The sequence below is a fragment of the Actinomadura meridiana genome (genome assembly GCF_039537545.1).
GTDB classification, from domain to species: Bacteria; Actinomycetota; Actinomycetes; order Streptosporangiales; family Streptosporangiaceae; genus Spirillospora; species Spirillospora meridiana.
The window spans coordinates 149,882-168,974 of record NZ_BAABAS010000019.1; the positions used below are offsets into that span (position 1 = coordinate 149,882).

At 68.9% G+C, this 19,093-nt stretch carries 19 protein-coding genes and 2 pseudogenes; 9 read left to right on the forward strand and 12 right to left on the reverse strand.

What is annotated here, in order from left to right; all coding sequences use genetic code 11:
• Positions 1 to 142: 142 nt before the first annotated feature.
• A complete protein-coding gene (locus ABD808_RS25580; protein WP_344901099.1) occupies positions 143 to 733 on the reverse strand; it encodes an SACE_7040 family transcriptional regulator in 591 nt (196 codons plus the stop codon).
• A gap of 78 nt (positions 734 to 811) precedes the next feature.
• Between ABD808_RS25580 and ABD808_RS25585 the strand changes: the two genes are divergently transcribed.
• The 5 genes from ABD808_RS25585 to ABD808_RS25605 all read left to right on the forward strand — a co-directional run bounded on the left by ABD808_RS25585 (position 812) and on the right by ABD808_RS25605 (position 7,468).
• Complete coding sequence (locus ABD808_RS25585; RefSeq protein ID WP_344901102.1) at positions 812 to 2,425, forward strand: carboxyl transferase domain-containing protein; 1,614 nt, start codon at positions 812 to 814, stop codon at positions 2,423 to 2,425.
• 8 nt (positions 2,426 to 2,433) lie between these two features.
• Positions 2,434 to 4,374 carry an acetyl/propionyl/methylcrotonyl-CoA carboxylase subunit alpha gene (locus tag ABD808_RS25590; protein WP_344901105.1) on the forward strand — a complete coding sequence of 647 codons (1,941 nt, stop codon included), beginning with the start codon at positions 2,434 to 2,436 and terminating at the stop codon, positions 4,372 to 4,374.
• 70 nt (positions 4,375 to 4,444) lie between these two features.
• Complete coding sequence (locus ABD808_RS25595) at positions 4,445 to 5,377, forward strand: hydroxymethylglutaryl-CoA lyase (RefSeq protein WP_344901108.1); 933 nt, start codon at positions 4,445 to 4,447, stop codon at positions 5,375 to 5,377.
• The gene (locus tag ABD808_RS25600) at positions 5,374 to 6,522 is read left to right on the forward strand and encodes an acyl-CoA dehydrogenase family protein (RefSeq protein ID WP_344901111.1); all 1,149 of its coding nucleotides are present in this window, start codon (positions 5,374 to 5,376) and stop codon (positions 6,520 to 6,522) included. The genes ABD808_RS25595 and ABD808_RS25600 overlap by 4 nt, the downstream gene beginning before the upstream one ends.
• Before the next feature lie 124 nt (positions 6,523 to 6,646).
• Positions 6,647 to 7,468, forward strand: a complete 822-nt coding sequence (locus ABD808_RS25605) for an SAM-dependent methyltransferase (protein ID WP_344901115.1) — start codon at positions 6,647 to 6,649, stop codon at positions 7,466 to 7,468.
• On the opposite strand, the gene ABD808_RS25610 is transcribed toward ABD808_RS25605, so the two are convergent.
• Positions 7,441 to 8,058: a class I SAM-dependent methyltransferase gene (locus tag ABD808_RS25610; RefSeq protein ID WP_344901118.1), complete on the reverse strand. Its 618-nt coding sequence runs from the start codon at positions 8,056 to 8,058 to the stop codon at positions 7,441 to 7,443. The genes ABD808_RS25605 and ABD808_RS25610 overlap by 28 nt on opposite strands.
• A 59-nt stretch (positions 8,059 to 8,117) precedes the next feature.
• Here ABD808_RS25610 and ABD808_RS25615 point away from each other — a divergent pair, with 59 nt between their 5' ends.
• Positions 8,118 to 8,879 (forward strand): FkbM family methyltransferase, encoded by a 762-nt coding sequence (locus tag ABD808_RS25615; RefSeq protein WP_344901121.1) that lies wholly within the window; start codon positions 8,118 to 8,120, stop codon positions 8,877 to 8,879.
• Between the two features lie 258 nt (positions 8,880 to 9,137).
• Here ABD808_RS25615 and ABD808_RS25620 read toward each other — a convergent pair whose 3' ends face one another.
• Genes ABD808_RS25620 through ABD808_RS25630 form a run of 3 tightly spaced genes read right to left on the reverse strand, consistent with a single transcriptional unit; the run spans position 9,138 to position 11,663 of the window.
• On the reverse strand, positions 9,138 to 10,043 hold the full coding sequence (locus tag ABD808_RS25620) for an LLM class flavin-dependent oxidoreductase (RefSeq protein WP_344901124.1): 906 nt from the start codon (positions 10,041 to 10,043) through the stop codon (positions 9,138 to 9,140).
• Between the two features lie 60 nt (positions 10,044 to 10,103).
• Complete coding sequence (locus tag ABD808_RS25625; RefSeq protein WP_344901127.1) at positions 10,104 to 10,577, reverse strand: MarR family winged helix-turn-helix transcriptional regulator; 474 nt, start codon at positions 10,575 to 10,577, stop codon at positions 10,104 to 10,106.
• Between the two features lie 36 nt (positions 10,578 to 10,613).
• On the reverse strand, positions 10,614 to 11,663 hold the full coding sequence (locus ABD808_RS25630) for a tetratricopeptide repeat protein (RefSeq protein WP_344901130.1): 1,050 nt from the start codon (positions 11,661 to 11,663) through the stop codon (positions 10,614 to 10,616).
• Positions 11,664 to 11,771: 108 nt separating this feature from the next.
• Here ABD808_RS25630 and ABD808_RS38620 point away from each other — a divergent pair.
• Positions 11,772 to 11,909 (forward strand): annotated as a pseudogene (locus tag ABD808_RS38620) (nuclear transport factor 2 family protein); the annotation flags it as partial.
• 188 nt (positions 11,910 to 12,097) lie between these two features.
• On the opposite strand, the pseudogene ABD808_RS38625 reads toward ABD808_RS38620, so the two are convergent.
• A pseudogene (locus ABD808_RS38625) lies at positions 12,098 to 12,634 on the reverse strand (phosphotransferase); the annotation flags it as partial.
• 23 nt (positions 12,635 to 12,657) lie between these two features.
• On the opposite strand from ABD808_RS38625, the gene ABD808_RS25640 reads away from it, so the two are divergent.
• Positions 12,658 to 12,969, forward strand: coding sequence for a hypothetical protein (locus ABD808_RS25640; RefSeq protein ID WP_344901133.1), 312 nt, complete (start codon positions 12,658 to 12,660; stop codon positions 12,967 to 12,969).
• A 1,498-nt stretch (positions 12,970 to 14,467) separates the two neighbouring features.
• Here ABD808_RS25640 and ABD808_RS25645 read toward each other — a convergent pair.
• The 6 genes from ABD808_RS25645 to ABD808_RS25670 form a co-directional block, all read right to left on the reverse strand.
• The gene (locus ABD808_RS25645) at positions 14,468 to 14,833 is read right to left on the reverse strand and encodes an ArsR/SmtB family transcription factor (protein ID WP_344901135.1); all 366 of its coding nucleotides are present in this window, start codon (positions 14,831 to 14,833) and stop codon (positions 14,468 to 14,470) included.
• Positions 14,830 to 15,291 (reverse strand): SRPBCC domain-containing protein, encoded by a 462-nt coding sequence (locus tag ABD808_RS25650; RefSeq protein WP_344901138.1) that lies wholly within the window; start codon positions 15,289 to 15,291, stop codon positions 14,830 to 14,832. The genes ABD808_RS25645 and ABD808_RS25650 overlap by 4 nt, the downstream gene beginning before the upstream one ends.
• A 92-nt stretch (positions 15,292 to 15,383) precedes the next feature.
• A complete protein-coding gene (locus ABD808_RS25655) occupies positions 15,384 to 16,187 on the reverse strand; it encodes a family 1 encapsulin nanocompartment shell protein (protein WP_344901141.1) in 804 nt (267 codons plus the stop codon).
• The gene (locus ABD808_RS25660; RefSeq protein WP_344901144.1) at positions 16,184 to 17,206 is read right to left on the reverse strand and encodes a Dyp-type peroxidase; all 1,023 of its coding nucleotides are present in this window, start codon (positions 17,204 to 17,206) and stop codon (positions 16,184 to 16,186) included. Before ABD808_RS25660 ends, ABD808_RS25655 begins: the two co-directional genes overlap by 4 nt.
• 160 nt (positions 17,207 to 17,366) lie before the next feature.
• Entirely contained in the window at positions 17,367 to 17,642 is a 276-nt protein-coding gene (locus tag ABD808_RS25665; protein WP_344901147.1) for a DUF397 domain-containing protein, read from the reverse strand.
• Positions 17,639 to 18,487 (reverse strand): helix-turn-helix domain-containing protein, encoded by an 849-nt coding sequence (locus ABD808_RS25670; protein WP_344901150.1) that lies wholly within the window; start codon positions 18,485 to 18,487, stop codon positions 17,639 to 17,641. The genes ABD808_RS25665 and ABD808_RS25670 overlap by 4 nt, the downstream gene beginning before the upstream one ends.
• 202 nt (positions 18,488 to 18,689) lie before the next feature.
• Here ABD808_RS25670 and ABD808_RS25675 point away from each other — a divergent pair, with 202 nt between their 5' ends.
• A complete protein-coding gene (locus ABD808_RS25675; RefSeq protein ID WP_344901153.1) occupies positions 18,690 to 19,067 on the forward strand; it encodes an ATP-binding protein in 378 nt (125 codons plus the stop codon).
• Positions 19,068 to 19,093: the final 26 nt, after the last annotated feature.

The following is a 19,093-nucleotide window of genomic DNA, read 5'->3' on the forward strand; positions in this document are numbered from 1 at the left end:
TACTCCTTAGCCGCGTCAGATGGTCGGTTGATGACCTTCACGTCCATCTGACCTATAGCGTGGTGATAAAGTCAAGATTGTGGACGGTCCACGGATATCCCGATCGTTCGCCCACCGCTGAATTGGCCGGTCAGAATGTCGGTTACCGGGCGCTTTCGAGGGCGGCGCGGGCCATCGCGTGCAGCAGGACGCCCATCGCGGCGCGGTCGAGCCCGGCGGCGCTGCGCGGGGTCGAGTTGAGGAGGCCGAAGGCGGCGTGGACGGCGGCGCGGGTCCGGTCGTCCGGCAGACCCGGGGTCAGGCGGCGCAGGACGGCGACCCATTCCTCCACATAGGCGCGCTGCAACCGGCGGACGCGATGCCGCTGCGGTTCCGGCACATTGTCCAGTTCACGCTCATGCACGGTGATCAGAGCGGGATTGTCCAACGCGAAGGCGATATGCCAGTGCAGCAACGCGTCCAGGGCCCGCCCGGGGTCGGGATCGGCGGCGCGGCGGACGCCCTCGGCGAGCAGCCGCTCGCTGATATCGAGGAGCATCTCGGCGAGTACGGCCTCCTTGCCGCGGAAATGCCGGTAGAGGGCGGGCCCGGTGAGCCCGACGGCCCGGCCGAGGTCGCCGATCGACACGCCGTGGTAGCCACGACGCGCGAACAGCTCCGCCGCGGCGGCGAGAATCTCGGCGCGGCGCGGGTTCGGCGGTCCCACCGTGTCCACGGCGGTGCGGGACGTCATGCGCGCCAGTCTAGACTAGAGTTGTTAACGCCCATTAACATCGACGTTGTTAACGATCGTTAACCGGAGGGGGCGGTCATGAGCGGACCCGGGATCGGCACCCGCGCCGACTCCACGGGCGAGGCGTTCAAGGCGAGCGCCGCCCACAACGAGGCCCTGGCCGCCGAGCTGCGCGACCACATCGACCGGGCCGGGCGCGGCGGGTCCGAACGGGCCCGTGAGCGGCATGTGTCGCGCGGCAAGCTCCTCCCCCGCGACCGGGTCGACACGCTTCTCGACCCCGGCTCGGCGTTCCTCGAACTGTCGCCGCTCGCCGCGAACGGAATGTACGACGACGAGGCCCCCGGCGCCGGAATCATCACCGGGATCGGGCGGATCTCCGGCCGCGAATGCGTCGTCGTCGCCAACGACGCCACCGTCAAGGGCGGCACCTACTATCCGGCCACGGTGAAGAAGCATCTGCGGGCGCAGGAGGTGGCGCTGCACAACCGGCTGCCCTGCGTCTACCTGGTCGACTCGGGCGGCGCGTTCCTCCCCCGGCAGGACGACGTCTTCCCCGACCGCGAGCATTTCGGCCGCATCTTCTACAACCAGGCGACGCTGTCCGCGCAGGGCATTCCGCAGATCGCGGCGGTGATGGGGTCGTGCACGGCGGGCGGGGCGTACGTCCCGGCGATGAGCGACGAGGCCGTGATCGTCCGGGGCCAGGGGACGATCTTCCTGGGCGGGCCGCCGCTGGTGAAGGCCGCGACCGGGGAGGTCGTGACGGCGGAGGAGCTGGGCGGCGGTGAGCTGCATTCCCGCACGTCCGGCGTCACCGACCATCTCGCCGAGGACGACGCGCACGCGCTGCGGATCGTCCGCGACATCGTCGGCACGCTCGGCCCGCGCGAGCCGCGCCCCTGGGACGTCGCGCCGCCGGAGGAGCCCGCCGCCGACCCGTCCGAGCTGTACGGGATCGTCCCGCCCGACCCGCGCACCCCCTACGACGTGCGGGAGGTCATCGCCCGCGTCGTGGACGGCAGCCGTTTCCAGGAGTTCAAGAAGGAGTACGGTGCGACGCTCGTCACCGGGTTCGCCCGTATCCACGGGCATCCGGTCGGGATCGTCGCCAACAACGGCATCCTGTTCAGCGAGTCGGCGCAGAAGGGCGCGCATTTCATCGAACTGTGCGACCGACGCAGCGTCCCGCTCGTGTTCCTCCAGAACATCACCGGCTTCATGGTCGGACGTGAATACGAGGCGGGTGGCATCGCCAAGCACGGCGCGAAGATGGTGACGGCCGTCGCGTGCGCCCGCGTCCCGAAATTCACCGTCGTCATCGGCGGTTCGTTCGGCGCGGGCAACTACGCGATGTGCGGCCGGGCGTATTCGCCGCGCTTCCTGTGGATGTGGCCGAACGCCCGCATCTCCGTCATGGGCGGTGAACAGGCCGCGAGCGTCCTCGCGACCGTCCGCCGCGACCAGTTGGAAGGACGCGGCGAGGAATGGCCCGCCGACGCCGAGGAGGAGTTCAAGGCGCCGATCCGCGACCAGTACGAGGCGCAGGGCAACCCGTACTACTCGACGGCCCGGCTCTGGGACGACGGCGTCATCGACCCGCTCGACACGCGGCGCGTGCTCGGCCTCGGGCTGTCGGCCGCCGCGAACGCGCCGCTGGAGCCGGTCGGCTACGGCGTCTTCCGGATGTGAGGGTGTTGATGTTCGAGAGCGTCCTGGTCGCGAACCGTGGAGAGATCGCCGTCCGCGTGTTCCGCACGTTGCGGCGGCTCGGCGTCCGCGCCGTCGCGATCCACACCGAGGCCGACGCGGGCGCCCGCCATGTCCGGGAGGCGGACGAGGCGTTCGGCGTCCCGTCGTATCTCGACATCCACGCCGTGATCGAGGCGGCGCGGGCCGCCGGGGCGGACGCCGTCCATCCGGGGTACGGGTTCCTCTCCGAGAACACCGCGTTCGCGAAGGCGTGCGGCGAGGCGGGGCTCGTGTTCGTCGGGCCGCCCGCCGGGGCGATCGAGGCGATGGGCGACAAGATCCGCGCCAAGCGGACCGTCGCGGCGGCCGGTGTCCCGGTCGTCCCCGGACGGGACGAGCCGGGCCTGTCCGACGCCGAGTTGAAGGCCGCCGCGCTGGAGATCGGGCTCCCGGTGCTGCTGAAACCGTCGGCGGGCGGCGGCGGGAAGGGCATGCGGCTCGTCCGGGACGCGACCGAGCTGCCGGAGGCGATCGCGTCCGCCCGGCGCGAGGCGCGCGGCTCGTTCGGCGACGACACGCTGCTCGCCGAGCGGTTCGTCGAGAACCCCCGGCACATCGAGATCCAGGTCTTCGCCGACACCCACGGCACCACCGTCCACCTGGGCGAACGCGAGTGCAGCCTGCAACGCCGCCACCAGAAGATCATCGAGGAGGCGCCGTCCCCACTGCTGGACGCCGCCGCCCGCGACCGGATGGGCGCCGCCGCCGTCGCCGCCGCCCAGGCCGTCGGCTACGTGGGCGCCGGGACGGTCGAGTACATCGTCTCCGCCGACCGTCCCGGCGAGTTCTTCTTCATGGAGATGAACACGCGCCTCCAGGTCGAGCACCCCGTCACCGAACTCGTCACGGGCCTTGACCTGGTCGAACTCCAGCTCCGGGTCGCGTCAGGCGAGCCGCTGCCGTTCACCCAGGACGACGTGACCCTGGACGGCCACGCGATCGAGGCCCGCGTCTACGCCGAAGACCCCGCACGCGGCTTCCTCCCGACCGGCGGCCGCGTCCTGGCCCTGACCGAGCCGGAGAACGCCCGCGTCGACTCCGGGCTCGACGCCGGAACCGAAGTCGGCGGGGCGTACGACCCGATGCTCGCGAAGGTGATCGTGCACGGAGCCGACCGGGCGCGAGCGGTGCGCCGTCTCGACCGGGCGCTCGCCTCGTACACGCTGCTGGGCGTGCCGACGAACGTGGCGTTCCTGCGCGCGCTGCTGCGGCACCCGTCCGTCGTGGCGGGCGATCTCGACACGGGCCTGGTCGAACGGTCTCTGGACGAGCTGACCGCCGGGACGTCCGTCCCCGACGAGGTCCTGGCCGCCGCCGCGCTGGAACGGATGCTGGCCCTGGAGTCCGCCGGGGACGACCCGTGGGACGTCCCGGACGGCTGGCGCCCCGGCGCCCGCGCCTGGACGCCATGGATCATCACCCCGTCCGGCGGCACCCCGATCGAGGTCAGAGTGCAGGGCCGCGCCGCGTCCGCCCAGGTCGCGATCGACGAAGGACCGCCGGTCGCGGCATCGCTGACCAGGCCGTTCACGCTGACCTACGCTGGGAGGACGACCTCGTTCGAGGCCGCCCGCGACGGCCGCACACTGTGGCTCGGGCGCGACGGGCACACGTGGGCGCTGGGCGAACACGTCCGCGCGGAGGGCGCGGCGGCGGAGGCGACCGGCGACGGCGTGCTGCGCAGCCCGATGCCCGGCACGGTCCTCGCCGTCAAGGCGGCGGAGGGCGACCGGGTCACCAAGGGGCAGCCGCTCGTGGTCGTCGAGGCGATGAAGATGGAGCACACGGTCACCGCGCCGCTCGACGGCGTCGTGGCGGACCTGCCGGTCCGCGCGGGCGCCCAGGTCGCCCTCGACGCGGTCCTTGTCGTGATCGAGGAGCCCCGATGACCGCAGCGAAGCGAGGATCTTCGGGGCTCCCTCCCGGGGGTCTGGGGGTCGCCCCCCAGGAAGGAGGCACATGATGGCTACAGCTCTGGCGGGGCTTCCGGAGAAGGTGTCGATCTACGAGGTGGGGCCTCGGGACGGGCTTCAGAACGAGAAGGCCGTTGTTCCGGCGGGGGTGAAGGCCGAGTTCGTGACGCGGCTGGCGGACGCGGGGCTGCGGACGATCGAGACGACCAGTTTCGTCCACCCGAAATGGGTGCCGCAGCTCGCCGATGCCGAGGAGCTGCTGTCCGTGCTGCCGCGTTCGCCCGAGCTGCGTTATCCGGTTCTGGTGCCGAACGAGCGGGGGCTTGAGCGGGCGCTCGCCAACGGGGTCACCGAGATCGCCATCTTCGGGAGCGCCACCGAGACGTTCGCGCGCCGCAACCTCAACCGCACCGTGGACGAGTCCATCGCGATGTTCGCGCCCGTCGTCGACCGCGCGCTCGCCGAGGGCCTGTGGGTGCGGGCGTACGTGTCGATGGTGTGCGGCGACCCGTGGGAGGGCGACGTGCCGGTCGAGCAGGTGGTGTCGGTCGCGTCCCGCATGATGGACCTCGGGTGCTCGCAGCTCAGCCTCGGCGACACGATCGGCGTCGGCACGCCCGGCCGGGTCACCGCGCTGATCGAGGCGCTGGGCGCGACGGGCGTCGGCACGGAGCGGCTCGCCGTCCACTTCCACGACACCTACGGGCAGGCCCTCGCCAACACGCTGGCCGCGCTGCGCGCCGGGGTCACGGTCGTGGACGCCTCGGCGGGCGGCCTCGGCGGCTGCCCGTTCGCGGAGAGCGCCACCGGCAACCTGCCCACCGAGGACCTCGTCTGGATGCTGGACGGCCTCGGCATCGACACCGGCGTCGATCTCGCCAAGCTCGTCGCGACCAGCCGCTGGATGGCGGGCCACCTCGGCCGTCCCAGCCCGTCCCGGGTCGTCCAGGCCCTGTCCCCCGGATCGGAGACATCATGATCGACTTCACGCTCACCGAGGAGCAGGAGGAGCTGCGGCGCACGGTCGAGCGGTTCGCCCGCGAGACCGTCGCCCCGGTGATCGGGGACCTGTACGAGCGCGGCGAGTTCCCGTACGAGATCGTCGCCGCGATGGGGAAAATGGGCCTGTTCGGGCTGCCGTTCCCGGAGGAGCACGGCGGCATGGGCGGGGACTACTTCACGCTGTGCCTGGCCCTTGAGGAGCTGGCGCGGGTCGACTCGTCCGTCGCGATCACGCTGGAGGCCGGGGTCTCGCTCGGCGCGATGCCGATCTACCGGTTCGGGTCGGCGGAGCAGAAGGAGCGCTGGCTGCCGAGGCTCACGTCCGGCGAGAACCTCGCCGGGTTCGGGCTGACGGAACCGGGCGGCGGCTCCGACGTGCCCGGCGGGATGCGCACCACCGCCCGTCTCGACGGCGACACGTGGGTGATCAACGGGTCGAAGGCGTTCATCACCAACTCCGGCACCGACATCACGGCGTTCGTGACCGTCACCGCGTTCACCGGCGACGGCGAGATCTCCACGATCATCGTCCCGAACGGCACCCCCGGGTTCACGGTGGGACGCAAGTACTCGAAGGTCGGCTGGTCGGCGTCCGACACCCGCGAGCTGTCGTTCGACGACGTCAGGGTCCCGGCCGCGAACCTCGTCGGGGAGCGGGGGCGCGGCTACGCGCAGTTCCTGCGGATCCTGGACGAGGGCCGCATCGCGATCGCCGCGCTGTCGGTCGGTCTCGCCCAGGGCTGCGTGGACGAGTGCGTCCGCTACGCCGGTGAGCGGGAGGCGTTCGGCAAGGAGATCGGCCGCTACCAGGCCGTCCAGTTCAAGATCGCCGACATGGAGACGCGCGCCCACACGGCCCGGCTCGCCTACTACGCCGCCGCCGCGAAGCTGCTGGCCGGGGAGAAGTTCAAGAAGGAGGCCGCGATCGCCAAGCTGGTCGCGTCCAACGCCGCGATGGACAACGCCCGCGACGCCACGCAGATCTTCGGCGGCTACGGTTTCATGAACGAATACGCCGTCGGCCGTTTCTACCGGGATGCCAAGATCTTGGAAGTGGGGGAAGGCACCTCTGAAGTGCAGCGAATGCTGATCGCCCGCGCCCTGGGGCTGCCCCCGTCGTAGCCGTATGCGGGCGGTGGCATGACCACAACGAGCCGTCAACCCCCACAAACGGGGTCCAGGGGTGATCCGGCTCATTAGTATGTGGTACGTGCCACCGCACGCCGACCGACTGGGAGCCTAGCCCGTGCCGGACACAGCAGACAGTGAACCGCGTTCCGCGGACCTGAAGACCAATGTGGCCCACTCGGCCCGGGTCTATGACTTTCTGCTGGGGGGCAAGGACAACTACGCCGCCGACCGCGAGGCCGCCGAGGAAATAGTCAAGATCGCGCCGTACATGCCGACGTCGATTCGGGCCAGCCGCAACTTCATGGTCAGGCTCGCCCACCATCTGGCCGCCGAGTGCGGTGTCCGGCAGTTCCTGGACATCGGGACCGGCCTGCCGACGTCGCCCAACCTGCACGAGGTCGTCCAGTCGGTCGATCCCACGGCCAAGATCGTGTACGTGGACAACGACCCGATCGTGCTCGTCCACGCCCGCGCGTTGCTCACCAGCACGTCGGAGGGCACGTCCCGCTACATCCAGGCCGACCTGAGCGAACCGGACGAGATCCTCGCCTCCCGGGAGGTCCGCGAGACCTTCGACATGAGCCGCCCGATCGCGCTGTGCCTGCTCACCGTGATCCATTTCGTGCAGGACGACGACGAGGCACTGCGCATCGTCCGGCGCCTGATGGAACCGCTTCCCTCCGGCAGCTATCTCGCCCTGTCCACGATCAACATCGAGAGCGCCGCCGGGCCGGTTCGCGACGCCGTGAAGAAGCACAACGAACATGGGATCAAGTCCAAGGGGCGCACCACGGCGCAGATCACCCGGTTCTTCGACGGTCTGGAGCTGACCGAACCGGGCGTGGTGCCCGTCCACCGCTGGCGTCCGGACGAGGAGGCCCGCCAGGTCGACGACACGCAGGTGTCCATCTACGGGGGCCTGGCCCGCAAGCCCTGACGGCCACCGGCCGCGAACGCCGTCACATCGGACAGTTCGCGCCGGACGACGTTGCCGAACCGGGCGCGCAGGCCGTCCTCAATGCGCCGTAGCTGATCGTCGGGCAGCCGGAACCGCCGGGTGAGCCGTGGTGGTCGCCGTCCGCCGTGCCAGGCGATCACGACACGCCCGCCGGGACGGACGACACGGCGAAGTTCGTCCAGCCCACGTTCCAGGCACGGCCACAGCCCCACGGTGTTGACCGTGACCGCGCAGTCGAACTCGGCGTCGCCGAACCCGGTGTCCTCGGCCGTGCCGAGCCGCAGATCGGCGTTCGCCGCGTGCGCGCGGGCCATCTCGCGCATCTCCGGCGACGGATCGACGCCGCACACCCGCCCCGCCGCCGACCCGGACAGCCGCCTGATCAACCCGCCCGGCCCGTACCCGATCTCCAGGACCCGCTCCCCCGGCTGGACGTCGAGCAGCCGCGCCACCTCGTCCTGCCGGTTCATCCGCAGCATGACGCGCGCGGCGAGCCGTCCCCGCAGCCCGCGCGGCAGGACGAACGCCGAACGGGCGGACCGGTCAGTGGTCCACGGCCTGGTGGTCACTTCGGGCCTGTTCCCCGAGGTGACGCTAAGAATCGGGGTCGGCGCGGTACTGTCGGCGAATGCTGAGCCGCGCCTACGGGATCGCCCGGTCGCTCGTCATGTACTACGGCGTCCCCGGCAAGCATCGGCGCGCGTCCCGCCTGTACGGCGAGTTCATCGGGCCGGGCGACGTGGCGTTCGACATCGGCGCCCATGTCGGCGGACGGGTGCGCGTCTGGCGCGGGCTCGGCGCCCGGGTGATCGCGGCCGAGCCGCAGCCCGACTGTCTGCGCGTCCTGCGCCTCCTCTACGGCCGCGACCGCGAGGTCGTGATCGTCCCGCAGGCGGTGGGAGCCCGCCCCGGCCAGGCGAAACTCGCGCTCTCCTCGGCGACGCCGACGGTCTCCTCCATGTCGCCGGGCTGGATCGACTCGGTCACGACGGACCAGAGCTTCGCCCACGTCAACTGGGACCGCTCCGTCGAGGTGGACGTCACGACCCTGGACGACCTGATCGCGGCCCACGGCGTCCCCGCCTTCTGCAAGATCGACGTGGAGGGTTTCGAGGCAGACGTCCTGGCCGGACTCACGCAGCCCGTGCCCGCGCTGTCGTTCGAATACATCCCGTCCGCACACGAAGCGGGCCTGGAAGCCCTCCGCATCGTGGAACGCCTGGGCGCGACAGCCGGGGGCTACGTCTACAACTACTCCCCCATCGAGACGATGCGACTCGCCAGCAAGAAATGGCTGGACGCGGCCACCCTGGAACGACAACTGGAACGCATCCGCCCGCGCGGCCGCTCCGGCGACGTCTACGCCCGCCTCCGGCTCGGAGGCCGTTGAGGGTTCGGCGGAGTCTCGCCGAACCATCCGGCGGCCCGTCGTTCGTATCTCGATGAAGATCGACCGAGGAGCCGCTCATGCCCGCGAATGTCCCGTTCAGCCGCCGTGACCTGCTCGAGAGCACCGCCGCCGCCGTGGGCGGCGCGGTGCTCGGCCCGGCGTCCACCGCTTCGGCGTGCCGCGCCGCCCGGTGGGTCCCCCGCCGAAGCCGAGTGGGCTGCCCTGGCCGCGCCCCACCTTCGACCACGGCCCGGTCGCCTAGCCCTTCAGGGTCGCCTCGCGGACGGCGGGCGCGATCTCCGTGGCCCAGCGGCGCAGTGACATCTCGTCGGACGCGGCGCCGCCCTGCGAGAACAGGGTGAAGCCCGAGGCGCCGTGCTGGCGGACGGCCCCGGTCAGCTCCTCGACCCACTGGTCGACGGAGCCGCCGATCCAGCGTACGGCGCGGTTTCTCGTCGCGGTCAGCGGTCGGTCGGTGATGCGTCCCGGCAGGTTGAAGATCGTGCGGATCTCCGCCGGGTCGCGGCCGACGGACGCGGCGGCCTCGTCGATGATCGGACGGGACTCGCGGTACCGGTCGCTGGCCCAGTCGGCCGCGTGGCCGGGGATCCAGCCGTCCGCCACCCGGCCCGTCGCGGCCAGGGACTTCGGTCCGACCGACCCTGTCCAGACGGGAGGCGCGGGGGCGGGCGCGGGGTCGATCTCGTCCACCCGGTAGTGGCGGCCCCGGTGGGTGACCGGAGGCCCGCCGCCCGACAGCTTCTTGACCAGGACGATCGCCTCCTCGAACGCCTCCACGGCCGCGCCGGGCGAGAGGCGTTCCACGCCCATGTCGACGATCCGGTCCCAGAGGCCGCCCGCGCCCATGCCGAGCACGATCCGGCCGCCGGACAGCGCCGACAGCGAGGTGACGGTCCGCGCCAGCATGGGGGCGGGACGGGTCGGCAGGTTGGTGACGTTGGCGAGGCCCGCGATGTGCTCCGTCCGTCCGAGGACGAAGCCGACGGTGGCGTAGGCGTCGAGGCGGTCACCCATGTAGGGGTGGTCGGACAGCGAGAAGTGGTCGAGCCCGTCACGGTCGGCCCGGCGCACCATGCGGAGCAGCCCGTCCGCGTCGTCGAAGCCGCTGTGCGCGCCGAACCCGAAGACGACGTCGTGCGACATTGTTCCGCCCTCTCATGATTGAGTTCGTATCACGAACTATAGTAGTTCGTGACGCGAACTTCAAGCCAGGAACGGCTCCTCGCCCGGCTCCATGAAGATGACCGGAACCTCGTTGTCGGACACGATCCGTCCCAGCAGCCCGGCGAGCACGTCGCGCTCGTCGTCGCCGAAGCCCGCCGCCAACTCGTCCACTCGGCGGCACGTCTCGGCGTAGAACTCGTCGGCGAGGCTGCTCCCCCGTCCGGTCAGCGCGACCCGAACCGCCCGCATGTCCTGCGGATCGGCCTCACGCTGGACGAGCCCATTGCGTTCGCTCCGATCGACCAGACCGGTCAAACTCGACTTGGCCAGACCGAGCATCGCCCCCAGTTCGCCCATCCCCCGCGGCTGCGACATCAGCACGCACAGCAGGACGCCCTGCTGCGACGTGATGCCGTGCTCCCGAGCCGACTTCGCATATACGGCGTCCACCAGAAAGGCGGACTGCACCAGCGCCGCCACGACCTTGCTACGCCCGTTCACCTGTTCGCCCACACGACCAGCCTAACCCGACACAATTCGCGGGACGAACTACTCCGGCCCGTCCGTCTCGTCCGGCTCCAGTCGGGCACTGATGATGAACGGCGGCTCGGGGACGGGCCCGTAGGCCCGGAACCGCGCCGAGGTGAGGACGAACGCGAGCAGCGCCAGCCCGGCGACCATCCACCACGTTCCCCAGCACTTCCAGATGACGATCACGCCCACGGGCAGCGCGACGAGGGATGTCAGACAGGTCCCCCATCCGATGACCGCGATCGGGGCCAGGACGGCCACCACGAACCACGGGCCGTCGAGCAGGAACGCGGCGACCGCGCCGAGAGCGGCCAGGAACGGCACACATCCCGGTGCCGTGGCGTCCCTCGGCTCGACTGTGAACCCGCGACGCTCCAGCGGCCACCGCCCGCCCCTCGCCCGGGTGGACTCCACCCATTGTTCGAGGGCGGCGGCGTCCGCCAACCGACCGACCTCCCGGAACACCGCGACGGCCTGGTCGGCGGCCCCGCGCGCGGCTTCGTACCGCCGCGTCGCGGCCAGTCTCGCGATCAGGAGCCGCAACTCCTCTGCCTCAGCCTCCCGGTCGCCGAGGTCGCGCCAGATCGCGACGGCGTCCCGATGGGACTGGATGGCGCCCGCGAGATCGCCGCCCGTGGCGAGCACCCGAGCCAGGTGCGAGACGGCCCTGGCCTCGCCCGGCCGGTCGTCGGCCAGACGGCTGACCTCGATGGCCCGCCGGTTCGCCGCGACCGCGTCGTCCGGGCGGCCCGCCCTGGTGCAGAGGGCCGCGAGGTTGGTCAGCGCGGTGCTCTGGCCGCTCACGTCGTGCAACGCCTGGAAGATCTCGAGCGCCTCCTCGTGCGCGGCGAGCCCCCTGTCGATCTGGCCGAGCCGAGCGGCGGTCATCGACAGGTTGTCCAGGGCGGTCGCCAGGACCTTCGGATGGTCGCAGCCCCGGCTCACCTCTATGGACTGCCGGAAGGCACCGGCCGCTTGCCGATACCGCCCTTTCCGCACCAGTTCCGTACCGCGATTGTTCAACCTCGCGGCCTCTTCCACCGCGTCACCCGCCGGCTCTGAGGTCATCTCGCCAAGTTAGGAGGACGAACTCGGGAGGGGTCCCGGTCATGACGCAACCGAGTCCGGTGAAAGGCGAGCTACGACGAGGCCGCCGCATGCCTGCATCCGGACGTGGTGCTGCACCAGGCCCCCGGCCTGCCGTTCACGGGAACCGGGACATGGCGAGGCCGAGACGGAATGGAACGATTCCTGGCCCGCTTCAGCGAGGTCTGGGAATCGATGGCCTTCCTTGAGCAGGAGCACTGGGACGACGGCGACACCCTGATCGTGCGCGGTCGCGTCCGTTTGTCATCCGGAACCGAATTCTGGATAACCTCGGCACGGACCGCGGGCGGCCACTGGGTCGCACCACCAGCCGCCTCGGCGCTCGACCAGCGGACACCGTCGAGATCCTCCAAGCGGGTCCGGGGATCCGCGTTCCGCAGATCCGCACCGCGAAAATCGAACACGGCGATTTCTCGTTCAGCCCGTAAACGCCCGCTGCCGGACATGAGCTGGAACAACTCCGCCCGCACGTCCTCCGCGAACAGCCGCCACCGGTCCTCTGGCGCCTGGGAGAGAACCGCCCGTACCGTCTCGTCGGTACCTGCACGACCCAAACCAGACAGCAGCGCGACGTACTGCGCCGCAACGCTCTCGGCCACCCGGGCATCGTCGAGGACGCCGGTCTCCAGCGGTTCCCCGGGAATTCGGCTGAGCACCAGGAACGACGCTTCGTCAACGCCACCTTGGACCAGCGGCTCAGGCGTGCGGAAGCCGAGATCGAGCCTCGCGAGCGCGTGCAGCATGACCGCCCGCTCGGGCAAGCGGTCGGCCGCCGCGCGAGTACGGGGCAAACACACGACGCGGTCCGAGCCAATGACCACGACGTGAAACTGCCCCTGACGCACAGCGAGATCATCTGGCTTGTCATCGGGAAGCAGACGGCTCAACAGCGCGCGACGAGTCGTCCGAACGTCCCCCACAGGCTCCGCCATTAGATCTCCAGTGATGGAAACGGATGTCACCGTCCATCCAACCGTCAGGACAAGCCGAACAAGTCGGCGGCGGTCTCGCCAACTACGCGGTCGTGAATCTCGCCGGACGTGGTGACGCTTTCGACGATCCACCCTCCCGGCGCCGAGATCGTCCGAGCGGCCGCGCCCTCGTCACCAGCGCTGCCCTTGACCTGCTCGGAAAGGCGTTCACGGCAACGATGGGAGAGAACAAAACTGGTGGCCAGTTGCTGTCGGCTCCAGATCTCGTCCTGCCCGGCACCGTCCAGCCCGCAGCAGCCGACAGCGGGATAGACCGTCGTGAGTCAGTGCGCTAACGGCGGGGGCGTCCAACGACGGCCAAGGCCTGGCTTTCGGTCGGGCCGAAGCCCAGGGCGTCGATGGCACCGGATGTTGGGATAGGGTAATCAAGCGGGTCTGCCTCTGGCATATTTGATGCATGGGGCAAGATGCTGATGGTAAGCCACGCGGCGTGGACATGTTTCGGCGAGCGCAGTCCTATGAGGCGCAGGGCGATCTAGAGAACGCCAAGCGGTGCTACCGTGAGGCCGCAGAGAGTGGTCACCGCGCAGCGGCGGTAGTCCTCGGTGTCTTGCTAGCCAGCGCTCCGGTGGCCAGCGTGGACGAGTTATTCCAGAAGTGGATGGCTTCAGATGAGGTACTGCGCCCCGCCATGAAATGGTGGCGGAGCGGTATCCGTGGAATGAACGCTAGTTTCGCCCGCGAGCTTGGTCAGTTGCTTGGCTGGGATCCCAAAGTGGTCGAGACCGAGCACGGTCTAAGGGCAGCTTTCGAGGCGGGTGACCCGCTTGCCGGGTATCAGCTGGCCAGGCTGCTCCAAGAGCGCGCATCTCTGTATGATCGCGATGGCTTTCTACGCGGCGCCAGAGGATGGCTGCGCGAGGTGAACGACTTGTTCGACACCCTCTCGGAGCAGACTGGACCCAACGCTAGGCCGACTGGGTTCGGCAGCCGGTGGTCCCCACACAAACGGCGACTACGAGACCAAATTTACTGCTATGTCCTGGCATGTAGCGGTAAACCCAGCTCGTTACCATCGCGATACGTTCCGCAACGACTAGAATGGGAGCACGGCAACGGCGATGTCGAGGCGACATTCCTACTCGGCGTCTCCGCTTTCTACCCGTCTGAAGGGCAGGCTGAACGCTGGTTCCGGACGGCGGCCGAGGCAGGACATAAGCAAGCGGCCTTCGAACTAGGCGCAATCCGGGCGTCCTCGCAGGACCACGAGGGCGCGGATTATTGGTTCCGGCGGGCGGCCGACGCGGGACACCCGGGAGCCGCCTACCAGGTGGCCTGGGACTTGTGCGAGAAAGATCCGTCAGCAGCCGAAATACAATGCGGCAAGGCGGCCCGAGCCGGAAGCCTACAGGCCGCAGCATTGCTAAGGGTTCTGCAACGCATCCCGCGAGCAGCCAAGTCGACTGGTGATCGCCCATCCGATTCTCGGGTCGCCCAGCTCTTGTCCGCATGGGATGAGTTGAGCGGCCTTGCGCCAGAGGCAGACCGGTGCATCGACTACCTCACCGAAAAGTCCGGCTTGCCTCGATCGGACATCATCAGGGTCCGACAAGTACGCAATCAGTGCGCGCATCCAGTCGCGCAGGGTTGGCCTGCCCAGCACGAGATTGACATCGCGCTGGCGATCGCTGAGGTCCTGCGGAAGCAGATTAGTGGCTCATAAGGCCATCAGCGCGATCGCATGGCCAGCGACGTTTCTGGTTCGGCACGACCGCCGAGTCCAGCGCCAGGGCCGTGCGGAGCGAGCCATGGGTGTGCTGGGAGGGGCGGGCTTTAGGGGTTTTCTTGGAGGGGCGGGGGTTGGTTCGGGGTCTCGGCGGCGCGTTTGAGGGCGGTTAGGCGGCGGTCCCAGGTTGTGGCGAGGGCGGTTAGCCAGCGGGCTGAGGCGTCGAGGGGGGCGGGGCAGGGGGTGTACAGGACCTGGCGGCCCGCGCGGCCGCCGGTGACCAGCCCGGCCTCCTCCAGGATCTGGAGGTGTTTGACGACGGCCTGGCGGGACACCGGCAGGCGAGCGGCCAGGGTGGTCGCGCTGGCCTGGCCTTCCTCGCCTAGGGCGTCCAGCAGCATACGGCGGGTGGGGTCTGCCAGGGCGACCAGGACCGCGCCGATCTCGCTGGGGTCTGAGGGGGCTTCGGTCATGTGTTGACGCGTTCCGCGAGTGTTTTGAGGATGTTCAGTTGGCCCGTCCAGCCTTCGGTGTTTCCTTCGACGGAGCGTTCGCGGACCTCTTCGGTGACGGCCAGGGAATCGAAGCCGCTTTCGACGACGCGTAGGAGGGTGCCGCCGTCGTCTCGTTCGCTCAGCCAGAACTCCACGAGGGTGGAGTTGTCTTCGGCCGGGGTCTGGCCGGGGAATCCGCTGGCCCAGCGGTAGGACGCGTATCGCTGCGGTTCTACTGACTCGACGCGTACTGGGAAGGTTCCGAACTTCGGGTCGTCGACGAGCTCCAGGTCGCCTTCGCGTCGCCGTCGTTGTCCCGTCCGGTCCCCGTCGCCGACCCACCATCCGGGCTCGGTGACCAGGCTCCATACGCGGTTGACCGGCGCGTCGATGACGATCTCACGCTCGATCTTGTCCTGGGTGACCATGGCTCTCATCCCTTCGACAGTCGCTTGATGTGCAACTGCACGGTAGCACCTCGAAGGGAGTTGGTGCAACTCATGGGTTGCGGATTGTGGAGGTGGGGCGGCTAGCTTTGGCGTAGGACGACGCTGGCTTCTGTGGTGAAGACCAGGAAGGTAAGCGTTTCCTGGAAGTAGAGCTGGATGTGTTCGGCGTCGTGGGATTCGTAGCCGATTGACAGGTCTTGTCCTAGGCGTAGTTCGTGGTCGCCACCCCGGGTTGAGAGCAGCAGGGCGCCGCCCAGGGCGGGGGCCCAGATGATCTGGTCGTCGGGGACGAGGCGGGTGAGGTGGTTCCAGACCGGGTAGCCCTGATCGTTGAATTCGGCGGCGGCCGTGTAGGTGGCGGCGGGCAGCACGAGGTTGTACGGGCCGTCGACACCGGCCAGGCGTAGCGCGGCGATGGCTTGGGCGACCGTGGCGGGGAGGGCTCGGACGTCCGAGGGCAGCGTGATGGGTGGGTTGGAGCTACTGGGGGCCAATCCCGCGATGCCGCCCTGGGGGAATCCCTGGAAGATCGCTCGGTCTTCGGTGAACGCGATCTTCTTGGCGGCGTCCTTGACGGGTTGCCAGTCGGCGTCTTGGGCGCCGCGTTCGACCGAGTCCACGGCGCGACGATCGACCGTGAACGGTACCCGCAGTTCGATGAGCGGCTGGGCGTCGCGCCGGTGCGCGAGGACCCCTTCGGCGGGCGGGTCGACGGGTTGTTGGTGACCGGTGCCTACGGCGGCGACGGTCGGGCCGCCCGGCTCGCTCACGTCGACCACCCGGCGGCCCGCGACATAGCTGGTGAAGGTGCGGTGGGCTTCGGACTCCAGGTCCGTCCACGCGGCGTCGGAGATCGGGGCCAGTTCGCGATGCAGGTTGTTCATGACGCGGAGCTCCTGTTCAGGCTGCCGATCCGCAACGAGTCGTCGGCGGTCGGCGGTTCGGCGGCGGTGGCCTGGGGGACGGCGACGTGCGCGGGCGGGTCGTCGAGGAATTCCGCGGTGGGGACGAAGAAGAGCCCGCCCGTCACCGCCGTGGAGAAGTCCAGGATGCGGTCGTGGTTGCCCGGCGGATTTCCGATGAACATGTTCCGCAGCATTTGCTCGGTCACGTCCGGAGTGGCGGAATAGCCGATGAAGTACGTGCCGAACTCGCCGGTTCCGAACGTTCCGAACGGCATGTTGTCGCGGACGATGTCGTGCTCCCGCCCCTCGCCGTCGATGATCGTGGTCAGCGCGACGTGGGAGTTCGTGGGCTTGACCGCGTCGGGCATCTCGATGTCGTTGAGCTTGCTGCGGCCGATCACCCGCTCCTGCTCCTCGGTCGGCAGCGCGTTCCAGGCGTCCAGGTCGTGCAGGTACTTCTGGACGATGACGTAACTGCCGCCCGCGAACTCGGGATCCTCGTCGCCGACGAACACGGCGGCGTCCGCGGCCGCGCCCTCGGGGTTCGCGGTGCCATCGACGAAGCCCAGCAGGTCCCGCTCGTCGAAGTACTTGAAGCCGTGCACCTCGTCGGCCACGTCGATCCGTCCGGCCAGACGGTCCAGCAGCCGCGCGGTCATCTCGAAGCACAGGTCCATGCGCCGCGCCCGCAGGTGGAACAGCAGGTCACCGGGTGTTGAAGGGGCGTGGTGGACCGCCCCGGTCAGTTCCTGGAACGGGTGCAACCCGGCGGGACGTGGCACGCCGAACAACCGGCTCCACAGGTCCGCGCCGATCCCGACCACGCAGCTCAACTGCCCGTCCGGGACCCGAAATCCCACCGACTTCGTCAGCCCGGAGACGTCGGCGAACAACTCCCGCACCGTCTCTTCGGCTCCCGGCCGCACCGTCACCACGAGGAAGATCCCCGCCTGCGCGGGCGGCATCACCACCCGCTGCGACTCACCACGCCCCTCCACCAACCCAACCTCCGCGTTCTCCTCGTCACCGTCAAGGCTCGTTCTTCCCCGCAACACCGGCTTTTGCGCATCGGACGCGATCGTCCTACCCACGAGTTCCGCGACCGAAAGACAAGAGGGGACGGCCCAGACGCGGCCGTCCCCCGGGGGGTCTGCGAGGTCAGGGGGTCAGGTCGAGCGAACCGCCCTTGATGTCGGTGAGGAGGGACGCCCACGCGGCGGGCGCGATGGAGAGCATCGGGCCGTCTGCGTCCTTGGAATCACGCAACGCCACGCCTTGGCTCGTCAATCCGGCGACCTCCACACACGATGTACCGCCGCTTCCACTGTGACTGCTCGTGTGCCAAAGTGTCGCGACCTCAACGCACTCAGTCCCACTGCTTCCACTGTGACTGCTCTTACGCCATGGGTATTGAACATACTGCTGGGTGGTCATAGCTCCGACACTAGCCGTTCGATCAAGGATCGGGTGTCGGATGGCGAGAATGCGGTGGCTCTCTGATGATCGAAGACGATGTCGTAACTGGCGATTTCGTCCCGGCTCTCCAGGTACCAGCTGGTCCTGAGGTTCTCCACAAGGACCACAGACAGATCGTTAGTGGTCAACATGGTGAAGGAACCGTTGAGGCCAGCGTGACCACCAACGGCGAAGGGCAGCACTTGAAGGGTTATGTTTGGCAGCCGCGAAAGCTCGATCAGACGACCGAGCTGCTCTTTCATAACCGCAGGCCCTCCGAACTGTTGACGCAGCGCCCCCTCACTCATGATGGCCCAGAAATGCGGCGGATCCTCACCAAAGAGGATTTGTTGACGGCGCATTCGGATATCAGCGAGACCATCGAAGTCGGATGCCTCTCCCTGCGTAACTTCACATTCGAAGACCGCGCGAGCATACGGCTTGATCTGAAGCAGTCCTGGTATGAGGTGAAGTTGGTGAGACCTTACTGAAGTGGCCTCAGCTTCCAGCGAGATGTAGTCCAGCATCGACGGTGAGAGCCTGCCCTGGTAGCGGAGCCACCATCCTTCCTTCTTTGCGTCGCGGGCGAGTTCGTAGAGGGTTTGGCGGTGGGTGGGGTCGGTGAGGTCGTAGCGGTCGAGCATGTGTTCCAGGGCGGGGCGGCGGATGCCGCGTTTGCCCGTTTCCAGCTTGCTCAGGGAGGACGGGGTGCGGTTCAGGAGGCGGGCCGCCTTCTGGAGGGTGAGGTCGCGGCTCTCACGCAGCTCGCGCAGCATCGCGCCGAGCTTGCGGCTTCGCATGGTCGGACGCTGCGAGTTCTCCATGGAGTAATCATGGCCTGACCTTGTGTCACCATGAGGGTTGTTCGCCAGGTTGGACAATGTGACTCAGTCAAAAGTGACTGGGGCACTTGTGCCCGGGGACCTCGGGACGAGGGGCGTGACCGCATCCCTTGAGGTCACACGGCCAGCTCATTCTTTTCGGACACAGTTCTCCGGAGGGAGTGAAGTAGTGACGGTGCCGACCATGAAGTTCGACGTGCTTCTGCTGCCGGGGATGAAGCGGGCGGTGCGGCATGCGCGGCAGTGGCTTGAGGACGTGTTGGGCCTACACCCGGCGCTGACCGACGCCACCCTCTGCATGAGCGAGTTGGTGTCGAACGCGCTGCTGTACACGGAGTCCGGACGGGACGGGCAAATCCGGGTGGAGGTCAGCCACTCGGAGCGGATCGTCCGCATCGAGGTCATCGACGATGGTGGGGCCACGTCCGTCCCGCATCTGGCGACGGCGGACGAGGCGGCGACCTGCGGGCGGGGGCTGCTCATCGTGTCGTTTCTGGCCACGTCGTGGGGGGTCAAGGAGCGGGGCGAGGGGCACGCGGTGTGGTTCGAGATCCGTCCCTGACGGGTTGCACAATCGTCTGTGCACAA

Bases quoted from the DNA above. Each gene is read 5' to 3' on its own strand.
- ABD808_RS25580 (WP_344901099.1), bottom strand. From the start codon at position 733: ATGACGTCCCGCACCGCCGTGGACACGGTGGGACCGCCGAACCCGCGC.
- ABD808_RS25585 (WP_344901102.1), top strand. From the start codon at position 812: ATGAGCGGACCCGGGATCGGCACCCGCGCCGACTCCACGGGCGAGGCG.
- ABD808_RS25590 (WP_344901105.1), top strand. From the start codon at position 2,434: ATGTTCGAGAGCGTCCTGGTCGCGAACCGTGGAGAGATCGCCGTCCGC.
- ABD808_RS25595 (WP_344901108.1), top strand. From the start codon at position 4,445: ATGATGGCTACAGCTCTGGCGGGGCTTCCGGAGAAGGTGTCGATCTAC.
- ABD808_RS25600 (WP_344901111.1), top strand. From the start codon at position 5,374: ATGATCGACTTCACGCTCACCGAGGAGCAGGAGGAGCTGCGGCGCACG.
- ABD808_RS25615 (WP_344901121.1), top strand. From the start codon at position 8,118: ATGCTGAGCCGCGCCTACGGGATCGCCCGGTCGCTCGTCATGTACTAC.
- ABD808_RS25620 (WP_344901124.1), bottom strand. From the start codon at position 10,043: ATGTCGCACGACGTCGTCTTCGGGTTCGGCGCGCACAGCGGCTTCGAC.
- ABD808_RS25630 (WP_344901130.1), bottom strand. From the start codon at position 11,663: ATGACCTCAGAGCCGGCGGGTGACGCGGTGGAAGAGGCCGCGAGGTTG.
- ABD808_RS25640 (WP_344901133.1), top strand. From the start codon at position 12,658: ATGTCACCGTCCATCCAACCGTCAGGACAAGCCGAACAAGTCGGCGGC.
- ABD808_RS25645 (WP_344901135.1), bottom strand. From the start codon at position 14,833: ATGACCGAAGCCCCCTCAGACCCCAGCGAGATCGGCGCGGTCCTGGTC.
- ABD808_RS25650 (WP_344901138.1), bottom strand. From the start codon at position 15,291: ATGAGAGCCATGGTCACCCAGGACAAGATCGAGCGTGAGATCGTCATC.
- ABD808_RS25655 (WP_344901141.1), bottom strand. From the start codon at position 16,187: ATGAACAACCTGCATCGCGAACTGGCCCCGATCTCCGACGCCGCGTGG.
- ABD808_RS25665 (WP_344901147.1), bottom strand. From the start codon at position 17,642: ATGACCACCCAGCAGTATGTTCAATACCCATGGCGTAAGAGCAGTCAC.
- ABD808_RS25670 (WP_344901150.1), bottom strand. From the start codon at position 18,487: ATGGAGAACTCGCAGCGTCCGACCATGCGAAGCCGCAAGCTCGGCGCG.
- ABD808_RS25675 (WP_344901153.1), top strand. From the start codon at position 18,690: ATGAAGTTCGACGTGCTTCTGCTGCCGGGGATGAAGCGGGCGGTGCGG.